The sequence below is a fragment of the Chitinophaga rhizophila genome, from assembly GCF_019492185.1.
GTDB classification, from domain to species: Bacteria; Bacteroidota; Bacteroidia; order Chitinophagales; family Chitinophagaceae; genus Chitinophaga; species Chitinophaga rhizophila.
In genome coordinates, this window is sequence record NZ_JAICCF010000003.1 from 1 (window position 1) to 12,841 (window position 12,841).

Below are 12,841 nucleotides of genomic sequence, written 5' to 3' on the forward strand. Positions count from 1 at the left end.
AGCCGGAGCGGGCGGAGGGCACAGCCGGAGCGGGCGGAGGGCACAGCCGGAGCGGGCGGAGGGCACAGCCGGAGCGGGCGGAGGGCACAGCCGGAGCGGGCGGAGGGCACAGCCGGAGCGGGCGGAGAGCAGAGCCGGAGCGGGCGGAGGGCACAGCCGGAGCGGGCGGAGGGCAGAGCCGGAGCGGGCGGAGAGCAGAGCCGGAGCGGGCGGAGAGCAGAGCCGGGGTGGGCAGAGAGTAGAGCCGGGGTGGGCAGAGAGTAGAGCCGGGGTGGGCAGAGAGTAGAGCCGGGGTGGGCAGAGAGTAGAGCCGGGGTGGGCAGAGAGTAGAGCCGGGGTGGGGAGAGAGTAGAGCCGGGGTGGGCAGAGAGCAGAGCCGGGGTGGGAAGAGGGTAATAGGGTATATGAGATAGAGCAACCTAGCCGCTCTAACAAAAGAGCAGCATAAGTAGATCAAAATGTGAAGAAAATATCAGAATTATGGTATGCTAGTCAGTCGCTTCTATAGCGCTTGTTCGTCGCTTGTTCGTCGCTAGTTCGTCGCTAGTTCGTCCTTTGTTCGTCCGGATACCTTATCCCGCCATGGTAGCGGATATAGCTCCCGAAGGCACATCAGCAGTAATACTTTTTTCTCCTATACAGCAAAACACCGTTTCTGATAGACTGCAGCCTGATGTTACCCCTTCTTCGTCATCAGCTGTTCTACAACAGGCAGGTAAGCACTCTTCGGGAAGTTGTATTTAAAGTAATCCAGCAAAGTAGCATGATTTGACTTTGCAAATACTTTTCGGGTGGTAAGATAAGCCACAAACTCATTGCCGGCATTCATCTCCAGGAGTGCAGACGGAGCATAAGCATAAGAACGGGATGATTCGTCAAAATGTAGCCAGAAGTCATTCATCGGAGCAGCCCCACGGAGGAAACCTCTTTGAATCAGGTAACATTTTTTGGCTACCAGGTGACTGACATCAGGAATGATAGTATATTTTGTATCGAAGGGATCAAAGAGTTCACAGACATCCTGTAGTAGTTGTTTCAGTTCCTTGTCCGTCAGCGCTTTGTTCTTACGCGCTTCGGGTTTATCCAGTCTGTGACCGATCGTATTCAGGAAATGATAGACCAATCGCCCTTCCAGCGTGGTGACCATATTCTCATAAAATCCTACTGAAATTTCACCTTTCCTGAGGTAAGCAAGTAACGGACTTTTCAGTTCGCCGAGCGTATTCCGAAGCCCCCACAGCGCACCGTTGACAGTCCTGGCGCTATCCAGCACATACTCCATAGCAGCAGCGACATTACTTTCAGAGAGTGGTGTTTCATTGTTGAACAGCTCATGGCCGGCAGCGTTATTGCCTTTATATATTTTCTCGCCCTGACTGCCGTTACGGCTAACGCCAATATCGACATAATCCCCCGGCTCTACGAAGAGAACGGACTTTACGTGCTTACTTTCAAGGATAACAAATCCCGGGGAAGTCATTGGCACAGCTAACTTAAACTGATGTCCGACAACTTTACCAACGTTTTGCTTGTATTGCGCGTTGAAATAAGTGCCAATAGGCTTATACATGAAGACGTCCACGCTATCCGGACAATCCGGCACCTGCCCGGTAATGACAATCTGTTGCGCGAATGCGGTGAAAGGGATCAGTAGGATAAATAGTATTTTTCTCATATCATTATCTGACTTGACAAACCGGACCTTGCTGACGTATCAGGAGCCGATATGCACTTGGCACGATTAATTTACACAAAAAAAAGAAATCCCCGGGATGAATATGCCCGGGGAGCCTGCTTTTTTTGTTAATCGACCTCATTTTTTTCTCACAGGAACTACTAGCAGGTCTAAGTCATAAGCAGCGGTGTATAGGGTATAGGATAGGTAATTCGTTTAGTTAACACTGTCAGCTCTGAGATAAGTCAGGACTTTTTCAGCGTATTCTTCGCCCCTTCTGAAGTGGCCGCGATAGCTATAAGTTATATTACCAGACAAATCGGTCACAAATGTTTCACGTTTGTCATGGAAGATGTTTCCTTTTTGTCCGAAAAGCTTCAGTGCATCATTCTGCGGATCACTCAATAGTACATATGGCAGCTGATGTTCTTCATGCAACGCTTTATGACTTTCTATACTGCCACTGCCAATACCGATAATCATTGCATTTGCAGCCTTGAAATCGCCGAAATTGTCTCTGAATGCGCAGACTTCTTTCACCCCCATTTCACTTTCATCTTTGTGATAGAAGAAGATCACCAATTTATGTTTACCCACATATTCGCTAATCACAAAGTCATTACCATTATGATCTTTCAATACAAACAATGGCAGCTTATCTCCCTCTTTGAGCGCAGACTGAGCATAAATTACATTAGCAGCGAGCAGCAACGCGAAGGTTAATAGTAATGTTACGTGTTTCATGGTCGTGGGTTGATTGTGAAATAATGATGGAACAAAACTACAGTCCGGCGACGGCACGAACGCTGACTTGTATCAGCAGGAATAATGACACTGGTCTGGTAGTTGTTGAGGATACGTGTATTATAGCGCGCGTAATTATATCATTATCTGACAATTACAAACTCATGAGAAGGAATTACAGGAAAAAAGACCTGCCTGTTGCCGACATCAGGCGATACCTGGAACCGGGACCGACAGTGCTGGTGAGTTCCAGGTGGAAGGAAGAGACAAACATTATGACGATGGGATGGCATACGGTGATGGAGTTTTCTCCGTCAATGATCGGCTGTATGATCACTGCAGCCAACTACAGTTTTGACATGATACGGAAAAGCGGGGAATGTGTAATTAATATTCCTACTTATGATATGATTGATACCATCATCGGAATTGGCAACAGTACAGGCGCTGAGGTGGATAAGTTTGAAGAATACGGGTTAACACAGGTGGTGGCAGAAAAGGTACAAGCGCCGCTGATAAAGGAATGTTATGCGAATTTTGAGTGTAAGGTGATAGATAAACAACTGTTATCCAGGTATAACTTCTTCGTACTGGAAGTGGTGAAGGCACATGTGGCAGTGGCACCAAAGTTTCCGCGGACCGTCCACTACAGGGGTGATGCAACCTTTATGGTGGCAGGGAAAAATGTGTCATATCCCGGAAAGTTCAAGGCTCAGAACCTCTGAGAAAAGATAATGCAAACGTATTAATGCTATACTTCGGAGGTAGTTGCTATCAGTATAACGGCTACTATCCGTTCCACAACATTCGGTGTTGAGGAAGGAGATAGCAGCCGCGCTGTATAACAGAAGTTGCAAACAATAACGTCTGGCTCCGGAGACGTTTGCTGCCGGGTGATAATTGGACACGGGCAGTTGAGAGCTCCGATATGAGACGCGATTTTACCTGATAATGAAACCAGTCAGCGAGGTAGGATCAGGCCATACCACCGTTTACTCCGATATTCTGTGCAGAGATCCATTTAGCCGCATCACTGGCAAGAAAGACTACCACATCAGCGATGTCAGTAGGTTCGCCGATACGGTTGAACGGAGAGAGAGCAGCCAGGCGGCTGATAACTTCTTCCGACTTACCAGTAGTAAATAACTCAGTATTAGTAGGTCCGGGAGATACGGAGTTAACATTGATACCTCTGGTGCCCATTTCTTTGGCGAAGACACGTGTCAGCTGTTCTACCGCTGATTTAGTAGCTACATAGGTACCATAAGTGGGCAGCATCAGGCGATTGACAGAAGTAGAGAAGTTGATGATGGTGCCCTGGTCAGCCAGTTTAGTAGCGGCCTCACGCAGGGTATTGAAGGTACCTTTAACGTTGATATTGAAGATGCGGTCAAATTCATCGTCAGTCGTGTCTTTAATCAGCTTATTGATCATGATGCCGGCATTGTTGACCAGTACATCAACTTTACCGAAGTGTGCAATAGCATCATCAAAGAGTTGCTTCACTTCAACGGATTTGCTGACATCTGCCTGCAATGCAATAGCCTCACCGCCCGCATTCTTAATATCGCTGACTACCTGTTCAGCAGCGTCTTTGCTACCAGCGTAGTTGACCACTACTTTTGCGCCGGCAGCGGCCAGTTTATGAGCGATGGTAGCGCCTATCCCCCTGGAAGATCCTGTGACTAAAATGACTTTTCCGTTTAGCGTGTTCATATGTCTTTGTTTTAAGGTTATCATTGTTACAACAAAGGTGGAATATAATCAGGCCAAAAGATTGCAAGATCCGTACTATTATTTGCAAAAATCTAAGCAAATTGTTTGCGGTAGACGAGTGGAGTGACGTCAGTATACTTCTTAAAGTAGTTACTAAAATGGGCAGTTTCCGTAAAGCCAAGTTGATCTGCGACCTGTTTAATAGGGATATTGGAATGCTGTAGCATAGATTTGGCTTCAGTGATGGTCTTGTCGATGATCCAGGTGGTAACAGACTTGCCAGTCTTTGTTTTGATAACGTTATTAAGGTAGCCGGGATGGAGATTTTGAGCCGCAGCATAGTCTTGTGCGCGGAAGACTTTACGGGCTTTGCCGGCGTTGAGTTCGCGGTAATGACGTTCGAGCGTACGTTTAAAGTGTTTCACTATCTGGGAGCTTCTGTTGCCTTCGGAGATAGGGTTGTAATCTTCCCAGAAGTATTCTTTTATCTTTAACAGGATCACCACAAACAGGTTGCCCATAATCTTATTTTTATAGGGCGAATGAGAGAAGTATTCTTTGTATATCTGCAGATATAAGGGTTCGATTTCAGCATAAATTTCAGGTTTCAATACCCGCGGAGGGACAGTTTCGGCCAGCAGGAAAGGAAATTCCTCGAAAACACTTGCGTGCACATTCTCTTTCAGGAAAGACTCGCTCATGGTTACGAGGAAGACCTCTTTCAACTGATGCCATTCAAACGACTTATAGTGTCCCGGATTGGTGAAGTAGATAGTACCAGGCTCCGTAAAAAACTCCATTTCATCAGTAGTATATTTCCCTTCCCCATTCTTTACAAACACAAAAGCGTAAAAATTAGCCCTGTAAACCGGAGACTTGTACGGCAACTCGTGGTGGATATCATTCAATTTATGAATGGTAAACTCATTATCAGGATCTATCAGCTCAACCGGCAGTCCGAGGTGGTTATAATTTTCTACCAGGTTATTAAACACCGGCGGGATGCCGGTCTGTTTGTGTTTACTCATGAGCCGCGAGGATTTGCCGTCGGCTAATGTACAAAGATTTCTGCTGTTGAGCCTTCCAGGCTAAGTACTTCAATCTGATGGGGGATTATGAGTCCGCTGGCATCGCGCGCTTGCTGGAAAGCTTTAAAAGAGGGTGTTGCCAGGACTATCGCCTGAATGGCTTCATTCTTAAAGTGCGACAGGTGGACAAATGTACCTCCATTCGAGTATACAGTGTATTTAAAGTCGTCGCCCAGGCGTCTGAAATCCTGCAGGAAAGTGTTAATATTCTGCTTGTTAGTAGCAATATAATCCTCTTTTACGCCGTAAGTTGCTTTTACAATGATCATGTTATCTGGTTTTGTAATACATTGACCGTTCAGCTCAGGAAAACGTGACAGGGTTGTAAGAAAAGCGGATATATTATATTTTAGCATCCTATGAGTTTAATGAAAGTATTTGGCTGCCGGCTGTTATTCCCGGATCAGCCGGTTATAGACTATCCCGTATTACTGGAAGAGCTGCGGAAATACTACCACCAGGTAGAAGCGATAGGCAATACCCTATTTAATGTAGCAGACGATGTCACCTCCGCTCAATATGTGATCATGCCGGCAGTCAGCGTCGGTGAAAAAGGGCAGTATGAAATGTTAGTCAACGACGTGATGGGAGATGAATCCAGAGAAGCAGCCTTCAGGCAATTCATGGAGGTAATAGTAGGCGTCGTAAGGCCGGGAGAGGTTTGTTGGCTGTGAGGCATATAAGGCCATTCTAATCTGCATCTCCAAAGTTTATTACCGTATATCCTATGTAAACTACAACTACACATGATATCTTCAGGTAAATATTCCCTGAAGATAAATAACGTAACATCTATTCAACTGATATTTTACACTATGAAATCTATTGTCCTGATGAGGGCATGATCTCCTTTTGCCATCATATTCTGGGGTCGCTGAAAACCAGTAGAAAAGAGTAGGCATTAACGCTGATATTGATTTTTTGCCTTTTGGTATAAAGGCGTTGTCTATTATGAAAAAAGCCAAGGTAATTTTAGCTGTGATAGGATTGTTGTCGTTAGCTGGTGGCGCACTGGCGGTGAAGACGTCAAGAGGGACGGGGTCTTATTTTGCGGCTACATCTGACGTAACAATTAATGGAACAAGATATTTGATCTGTCAGCCTCAAAGAAACTATGTCACATTTGCTGGGGCACCTCCACGCGTTCTTTATACATCTACAACCACCAATGGAGGTAGAACCGTTTGTACCTCGACACCCTTTACTCTCAGCGCTACAGCAGTTCTTCAATAATATATACACTGTGGAATTACATAAATAGCCGGTGTCAGACGGGCTATTTATGTTTTGATAATCATATTCGCGAACTTCTATCATATGAGTTTTAAAATAACCTTCATCAGCTAGTTGACCGTCTGAATTTCAGCATTACTTGTGTAGTAGATAATGAATCGACAAGATTTATCTCAAGAAAATCCATTATCTCCAAAGTAGATTAGCATACTTCCTAAGTTTACATAATGAAAATATTGCGATCTTCGACTAGAAGTAATGAATGAGAATATTCATTGTCAGTTATATTAGTATTATTGCTAAAGAAAGCAGTCTATGATAATCATATTTTGTTCGTAAAAGAAGATAAACAATTTATCATTAAAAGGCATACTGCTTGGTATGCTGTTATGAAAAACCGAAAAATCAATTATTATTTCAATAAAACAATTGTCCTGATCAGGCATTCAACCTCCTTTGGGGTTAATCTATGGGGAAGCCGAAAACCAGTAGAATAGAGTAGGCGTTAACTCAAATACTTAAGTTTAGCCTTTTGATTCATAAAGGCAATAAAGTTATGAAGAAAGCAAAAATCGTTCTTTCCGCAGTTGCATTGTTCGCTGTAGTTGGTGGTGCATTCGCCTTTAAGGCATCAAGAGGAACTGGTAGCCATTTCGCAGCTACTACCACTACTACAATAAATGGAGTTGTATACCAACTGTGCCAACCACAGAGAAATTATGTAACGGCGCAAAATGCTCCTACCAGACTGTTGTATACTTCTACAACAACATTAGGTGGCCGTACAATTTGTACTTCTACACCATTTACATTGTCAGCAACAGCTACAATGCAATAATAGGCAGTTAGATAGTAATATATTAATCTAACAAAAAAGTCTCCTCGAATTAGCGAGGAGACTTTTTTATAAAAATAATGATATGTTCCAAGCAGTCTCTATTCTTTTTCACATATTAAACAGCTAAAAATTGCCTGCTAAATCGACGATCTTACTATTTCATCCATTCAGGTTTTAGCGCTCCCCTCAAATAATGGTCAAAGAACTGTTGCTGCTTAACATTATAATCCAATTTATTTTCCGTTGATTCAATGGAATGTCCCTCATTTTCGTACTTTAACAGCCAAACTGGTTTTTGTAGACGTCGAAGAGCACTGAATATTTCAATAGCCTGCGAAAAAGGAACCTGTCTATCCTCTACATTATGCATTATTAAGAGAGGGGCACTTACTCGCTCAACATTAAAGATGGGGGAGTTTTTCAGATACACGTCAGGCTTCTCCCATAACAACGCGCCATGATTAGGCTGATTAAACATGAAATAATTTTGTTTCGTAGTACCAGCCCAAAGAAAAGAAAAACCACTTATATCATCACATGGACCTGCAGATTCTTGAGCGGCTTTAAATAACTTGGTCCGTGTAAGTAGTACCAGAGTCTCATATCCGCCAAAGCTATGCCCCTGAGCCCCCATTCGATTGAAATCAATACCCTCTAATTTTGCAAGCTTATTCACTGCTGCATTAATCGATTTTGAAATTGCATCAGCATTATTACCTGTTTCATAATGTATATCTGGAATAAATACTAGATAGCCATTGCTAACATACCACGGTATATTTATCTCTGAAGCTGTTAGAAATGGTTTTCGATAGACATTTAGTTCATCACTACGTTTTTCATAATAGTTAAAAATAATCGGATATTTCCTATTAGCATCGAAATCCTCCGGTTTATATAAAATCCCTTTTGCTCTTTTACCATTAGGCAAATCCCATTCAACCAACTGAGATTTCATCCAATTGTATAAAAGTTCAGGTTTTATATTTGATAGTTGCTTATAAGTAATAAAATCTTTGGTCAAAAAAAGGTTAGGGGATTGGCTTGTCGCCATTCGTTTCACAATATAAAAATCTGAATTGCCCACCCTTTGAGGAATATCATTTTCTACGTGAGTAGCCCATCCATTATCTGACTTATTGTTTCCATACACAAAATCGCCCATACATCTTTTGTCATATAAAAACTGGTTAGTGCAATCAACTCTTACAATTCCGTTCTGCTTATTCTCGCCATTGAATGCCGTGATCAATAAATGATCAGTAATGACTCGATCCAAACTTGAATTAATCGCGCGAAATATTACTTTTTCTTTCCTGCCAACGCCCTTAGTAAGACATATTGGATGAGGGGAACCAGCTAAATTAATTTTCCATATATCATACTCATCGTAAATTAGTATCGTATCGTTACTTAACCATCCGCCAACGCCATAAACGTTCTTCCGGACAGGTATATCACTTTCCTTGAGATAAAGTGCATGCTTAATTAATGATGATATTTCCCGCTTTATACCAGAAGAAACCTGATAGCTATAGTACTTTTTATCCATTTCATCAAACCAAACCACATATTTTCCTGAAGGTGATGTTCCAAAGCTTGGAAAACCTGGTACGAAACATTTAGGCATCTGATAGATCTGAGTATGATTTCCTGTATTGGCTGATACTAATTGAAGTGAAAATGTGTCTCTATTCCAATTGTATTCGTCCAAATTTACGTTGCTATAGGCTAATAACAAACTATCATTGTTCATATCCATAATTGTGGTAGAACCGTCTGTTAAATGCAACACTTTTGGATTCTTAATATTTGATACACACCTAATGCCCAAAACTTCACTTTCATCAACGTTTATAAACTTATCAGTGTATGACCAAATCCTCGAATATTCCTGATTAGACTGATTGCTCTTTTCAATATTAAAAAATAGATTTTTTCCGTCAGGACTAAATTTTAATAGATACATTCCAATTTTATAGCTATCAAAAATACCCTGTGATCGACCATTGGCGAGTGGTCTTGAGCTGTCCATACTGTAATGATAGTAATATATTTCTACCTCATCATTTACTGAGGATACAAAAAATGCGATTTGCTGACCTTTCGCATCTACTGTCCAATCATAAATTCTTTTTCCGGTATAAATATATTTTCTATCTAAAGAGTTCAGATTGAATAAAGATAAACCTGACGAATCTCTCAGTATTAAGAAATTATTAGAAGCATCAAATTCATAGTCAAGTACATTTGCGAATTTAAAAATCTCACTAAAATTTCCATCTGTTAAGACTAATTCACTAGAACTGTCTTTTCTTAGATACGCCAACCATTGCCCATTTTCAGTGTTGCTCATTTCAAATGAAGCCACATTAGGATGATATTTAATTTCAGAACTGCCAAGCGTAACAATTACGAGACTATCAATCCCCATCAATACCACAGCATGCTTAGAGTCTTGAGTGAATAATGCTTTTGAGGCATTCCCAAATTTTCTCGTATAATTATTAATTAAACTTTGAATGATAAACATTTCGCCAGCGGCTTCGGACTCTACCTTATACATTAGATATTTACCATCTCTACTAACATCACTACTCATATTTAAGGAAATGTCACTCAGACTAGGCCATGTTTTATACGAATTATTGTCAATTAGTTTCTTTTGAGCGACAGCGAACGGACTAATGAATAATACAAAATAAATTGATAGCCAAATACACATTATGAAAACTCTGATATAAATCATTTTAATTTCTTTATGTTACCTAAATCTATGGATTGGAGTTGCATCTATTTTGCAGAGAGAAGAATAATAGATATGCCTATTGACTAGTACCCCATGTAGGTTCGCCCTTTTTCATTTTTTCAAGATTTTTAACTATGTCTTCAAATATCCCATTTCCTACTGCTAATTTCAATCCTGCTTCTTGAGCTTGAATCGCCATATCTTTTTTACCAAGTCTATATAGCAGATTAGCGTAGGTGTCATAATAATTCGCTGTTGGCTCCATCCTAACTACCTTTTCGCTCCATTTAATCGCAGTTGCAAGGAGTTCTTTATTACCAGTATTTTCAAAAACGGCCCAAGCATCATTATTTAGATCAAAAACTCCAATAGATTTAGGATATTTTCTATGAATTTCAGACTTGACATCAACAAATCGGGGAATATCCTTTTTTAGATAGTAATAAAGAGCGCGTTCTTCCTGGACTGCAAGCTCACCTTCGGACCCATATTTTCTTCTCATGGTCTCTATTAAAGCATCCCAGTCAGCTTGAGTCATGTCGTCCTTTTTCATAGAGAGGAAATCGCTCTTAATTATTCCTCTGACAACTTTTAAGGTTTCTTCCCCAACGTCAATTTTGCGAATGCTGTCGGAATTTTCAGCAATGAATGTAAATGCTGAGGAATTGGCATCCCTAACAAATCGTTGAAGAAACAGGAGATTTATCTCAGAAAATGGATTTTGCAATGATTTGAAATAGTCGTCACAATATTTACTGATATTTATATCGTCATGTTCCTTATTGGCATGAATTGTCAATGCTCTTAAAAACGATGAGTCGCGTCTTCCATTTTTATATTCATTACAATTTTGCGTGTAGGTTCTATAAACTGCCTCTGGCAAATCAAGAGACATGTTATTGCTAATCATTCTCATTTCGGGCGCAGCAAGATTTGGCACAAGACGTGAATTGATTCTGCAAATAGTATCTAGCGGAATTTTTATCACTTTTCGGTCATATGTCATTATACCATTCAGCTCAGACTCAACATCATAGGGTTGAGTATAAATAGATGCACTTAATCCAGCTTCTTTCAACAATACCAGCGTGTCTATCATTTTCCTATACACATCTATCATTTCATTAGGACTTAATATTCCACTATACCCCCAGCCAGTATTTAAATCGTCCCATAAATGCCCTTGAACGCTAACACCAAGACCTCCAAATTCACCCAATACATTCACCTTGCCAGACTGGTATGGTGCTAGTCTTGGATATGGATAAGAATGAACATCTGTCATATCTGCAGATATGTAAGGGTTGGGCGAAGGACTTTTTAATTGACCATCAACATATAAAAGTTCTCCTGAATGTCCATTAACTAATCGGGTAGAATCCATTTCTTTAACCCACTCCGTAATTCGCTGCTGATCATATTGTCCCCATTTTTCATTAAAGATTACCCATGTAACGATTGATGGGGCATTATATAACTGATTGATTGTTTCACCAATCTGCCTTTCAAATGCAGATTTTGCAACAGTTGATAAAGACTGGTTGGGATTCACAAAATCTTGCCATACAAGCATTCCTATTTTGTCTGCATGATAATACCACCTTGCAGGCTCAATTTTAATATGCTTTCTTATTGTATTAAAGCCCATCAGCTTGCTGATATTTATATCAAAAGCTAAGGCTTCATCTGTAGGAGCAGTGTATATCCCTTCTGGCCAATAACCCTGATCTAAAATGCCGAGATTGTAATAATACTTATTGTTCAAAAAAATACGCTCTTTGCCGTCGTGCCCTTTTAAGATCGATATTTTACGCATACCGAAGTAACTTTTAACATTATCCACTTCTGCTCCATCACGATATATTCGAGCATAGCAATCATATAAATATGGATCTTCAGGGCTCCAAGTATGCATTTCCTTTATTGGCACTTTTATTATATGGCCTATTAATCCCTTAACCTTTACCCCATTTGAAACCTCAAGTTCAACAACACAATTTTTACAACCATTATCATTTAACTTTACTTCAGCTAATAGCTCTTTTTGGTCGATATCAGGAGTTAATCGCAGACTTGTGATATATGTTTCTGGCACCGATTCGAGCCATACTGTTTGCCATATGCCTGACGATGAAGTATAATAAATCTCACCAGGTCTGATAACTTGTTTACCATGAGGTCCTGATCCTTGGTCTGTCGGATCTATTACTTTAACTAAAATCTCATTACTATCTTTCCTTAAAAATTTAGTGAGGTCAAAAGTAAAGGATGTATAGCCTCCAGAGTGTTGACCAATCTCTTTACCGTTAAGATAAACAGTTGCCTGATAATCAACAGCACCAAAATGCAAGAGCAATTTACGGCCATTTAACTGGAATGGTGTCTTGAACGATTTCCGGTACCAAATTGCCTGATAAGGCATCAAAGTTTTTTTGACGCCAGACAAACTGGATTCTATAGGATATGGAACTAGTATTTTATCCAGAAAAGCTGAGGGTACTGACTCATGATCGTCAACTATAGAACAATCCCATAAACCATTTAGACTTTCCCAATTAGGTCTTTGCAATTGAGGTCTTGGGTAGTCACTCAATGGTGCGTCTGGAACTACATCCTTTGACCACCTACTTTCAATAGTGATTGGCTTTTTTTGCCATTTTACCTCTTGTGCGAAACAGACCGATAATATAGAAAATAATAAACCTAATAGGCACTGAATTTTTTTTACTAACATCTCAAAAGATTAAAAATCTACAACAAATAACAATCATTTACTCAAGGGCAACCTTTTCCTAACA

Annotated in this window: 10 protein-coding genes; 3 read left to right on the forward strand and 7 right to left on the reverse strand. The window is 40.8% G+C overall.

Annotation, left to right across the window (positions count from 1 at the left end; genetic code table 11):
• Positions 1-676: 676 nt before the first annotated feature.
• Positions 677-1,675, reverse strand: coding sequence for a hypothetical protein (locus K1Y79_RS14585; protein WP_220250890.1), 999 nt, complete (start codon positions 1,673-1,675; stop codon positions 677-679).
• A gap of 216 nt (positions 1,676-1,891) precedes the next feature.
• Complete coding sequence (locus K1Y79_RS14590) at positions 1,892-2,419, reverse strand: peroxiredoxin (RefSeq protein ID WP_220250891.1); 528 nt, start codon at positions 2,417-2,419, stop codon at positions 1,892-1,894.
• Positions 2,420-2,583: 164 nt separating this feature from the next.
• Here K1Y79_RS14590 and K1Y79_RS14595 point away from each other — a divergent pair, with 164 nt between their 5' ends.
• Positions 2,584-3,144 (forward strand): flavin reductase family protein, encoded by a 561-nt coding sequence (locus K1Y79_RS14595; RefSeq protein WP_220250892.1) that lies wholly within the window; start codon positions 2,584-2,586, stop codon positions 3,142-3,144.
• A gap of 250 nt (positions 3,145-3,394) precedes the next feature.
• On the opposite strand, the gene K1Y79_RS14600 is transcribed toward K1Y79_RS14595, so the two are convergent.
• The 3 genes from K1Y79_RS14600 to K1Y79_RS14610 form a co-directional block, all read right to left on the reverse strand.
• Positions 3,395-4,135 carry an SDR family oxidoreductase gene (locus K1Y79_RS14600; protein ID WP_220250893.1) on the reverse strand — a complete coding sequence of 247 codons (741 nt, stop codon included), beginning with the start codon at positions 4,133-4,135 and terminating at the stop codon, positions 3,395-3,397.
• Positions 4,136-4,227: 92 nt separating this feature from the next.
• Positions 4,228-5,163, reverse strand: a complete 936-nt coding sequence (locus K1Y79_RS14605) for a helix-turn-helix domain-containing protein (protein ID WP_220250895.1) — start codon at positions 5,161-5,163, stop codon at positions 4,228-4,230.
• A gap of 23 nt (positions 5,164-5,186) precedes the next feature.
• Positions 5,187-5,492 carry a hypothetical protein gene (locus tag K1Y79_RS14610; RefSeq protein ID WP_220250897.1) on the reverse strand — a complete coding sequence of 102 codons (306 nt, stop codon included), beginning with the start codon at positions 5,490-5,492 and terminating at the stop codon, positions 5,187-5,189.
• 90 nt (positions 5,493-5,582) lie between these two features.
• Here K1Y79_RS14610 and K1Y79_RS14615 point away from each other — a divergent pair, with 90 nt between their 5' ends.
• Together K1Y79_RS14615 and K1Y79_RS14620 are read left to right on the forward strand one after the other, a co-directional pair.
• Positions 5,583-5,897 (forward strand): hypothetical protein, encoded by a 315-nt coding sequence (locus tag K1Y79_RS14615; RefSeq protein ID WP_220250899.1) that lies wholly within the window; start codon positions 5,583-5,585, stop codon positions 5,895-5,897.
• Positions 5,898-7,012: 1,115 nt separating this feature from the next.
• Complete coding sequence (locus K1Y79_RS14620; protein WP_220250901.1) at positions 7,013-7,294, forward strand: DUF6520 family protein; 282 nt, start codon at positions 7,013-7,015, stop codon at positions 7,292-7,294.
• 154 nt (positions 7,295-7,448) lie between these two features.
• Here the strand turns inward: K1Y79_RS14620 and K1Y79_RS14625 are convergent, their stop codons facing one another.
• Both K1Y79_RS14625 and K1Y79_RS14630 read right to left on the reverse strand, forming a co-directional pair.
• A complete protein-coding gene (locus K1Y79_RS14625; protein WP_220250902.1) occupies positions 7,449-9,896 on the reverse strand; it encodes an alpha/beta hydrolase family protein in 2,448 nt (815 codons plus the stop codon).
• Positions 9,897-10,119: 223 nt separating this feature from the next.
• Positions 10,120-12,777: a sugar-binding domain-containing protein gene (locus K1Y79_RS14630; protein ID WP_220250904.1), complete on the reverse strand. Its 2,658-nt coding sequence runs from the start codon at positions 12,775-12,777 to the stop codon at positions 10,120-10,122.
• Positions 12,778-12,841: the final 64 nt, after the last annotated feature.

Coding starts and splice junctions, on each gene's coding strand:
- K1Y79_RS14585 (WP_220250890.1), bottom strand. CDS start 1,675: ATGAGAAAAATACTATTTATCCTACTGATCCCTTTCACCGCATTCGCG.
- K1Y79_RS14590 (WP_220250891.1), bottom strand. CDS start 2,419: ATGAAACACGTAACATTACTATTAACCTTCGCGTTGCTGCTCGCTGCT.
- K1Y79_RS14595 (WP_220250892.1), top strand. CDS start 2,584: ATGAGAAGGAATTACAGGAAAAAAGACCTGCCTGTTGCCGACATCAGG.
- K1Y79_RS14600 (WP_220250893.1), bottom strand. CDS start 4,135: ATGAACACGCTAAACGGAAAAGTCATTTTAGTCACAGGATCTTCCAGG.
- K1Y79_RS14605 (WP_220250895.1), bottom strand. CDS start 5,163: ATGAGTAAACACAAACAGACCGGCATCCCGCCGGTGTTTAATAACCTG.
- K1Y79_RS14610 (WP_220250897.1), bottom strand. CDS start 5,492: ATGATCATTGTAAAAGCAACTTACGGCGTAAAAGAGGATTATATTGCT.
- K1Y79_RS14615 (WP_220250899.1), top strand. CDS start 5,583: ATGAGTTTAATGAAAGTATTTGGCTGCCGGCTGTTATTCCCGGATCAG.
- K1Y79_RS14620 (WP_220250901.1), top strand. CDS start 7,013: ATGAAGAAAGCAAAAATCGTTCTTTCCGCAGTTGCATTGTTCGCTGTA.
- K1Y79_RS14625 (WP_220250902.1), bottom strand. CDS start 9,896: ATGAGTAGTGATGTTAGTAGAGATGGTAAATATCTAATGTATAAGGTA.
- K1Y79_RS14630 (WP_220250904.1), bottom strand. CDS start 12,777: ATGTTAGTAAAAAAAATTCAGTGCCTATTAGGTTTATTATTTTCTATA.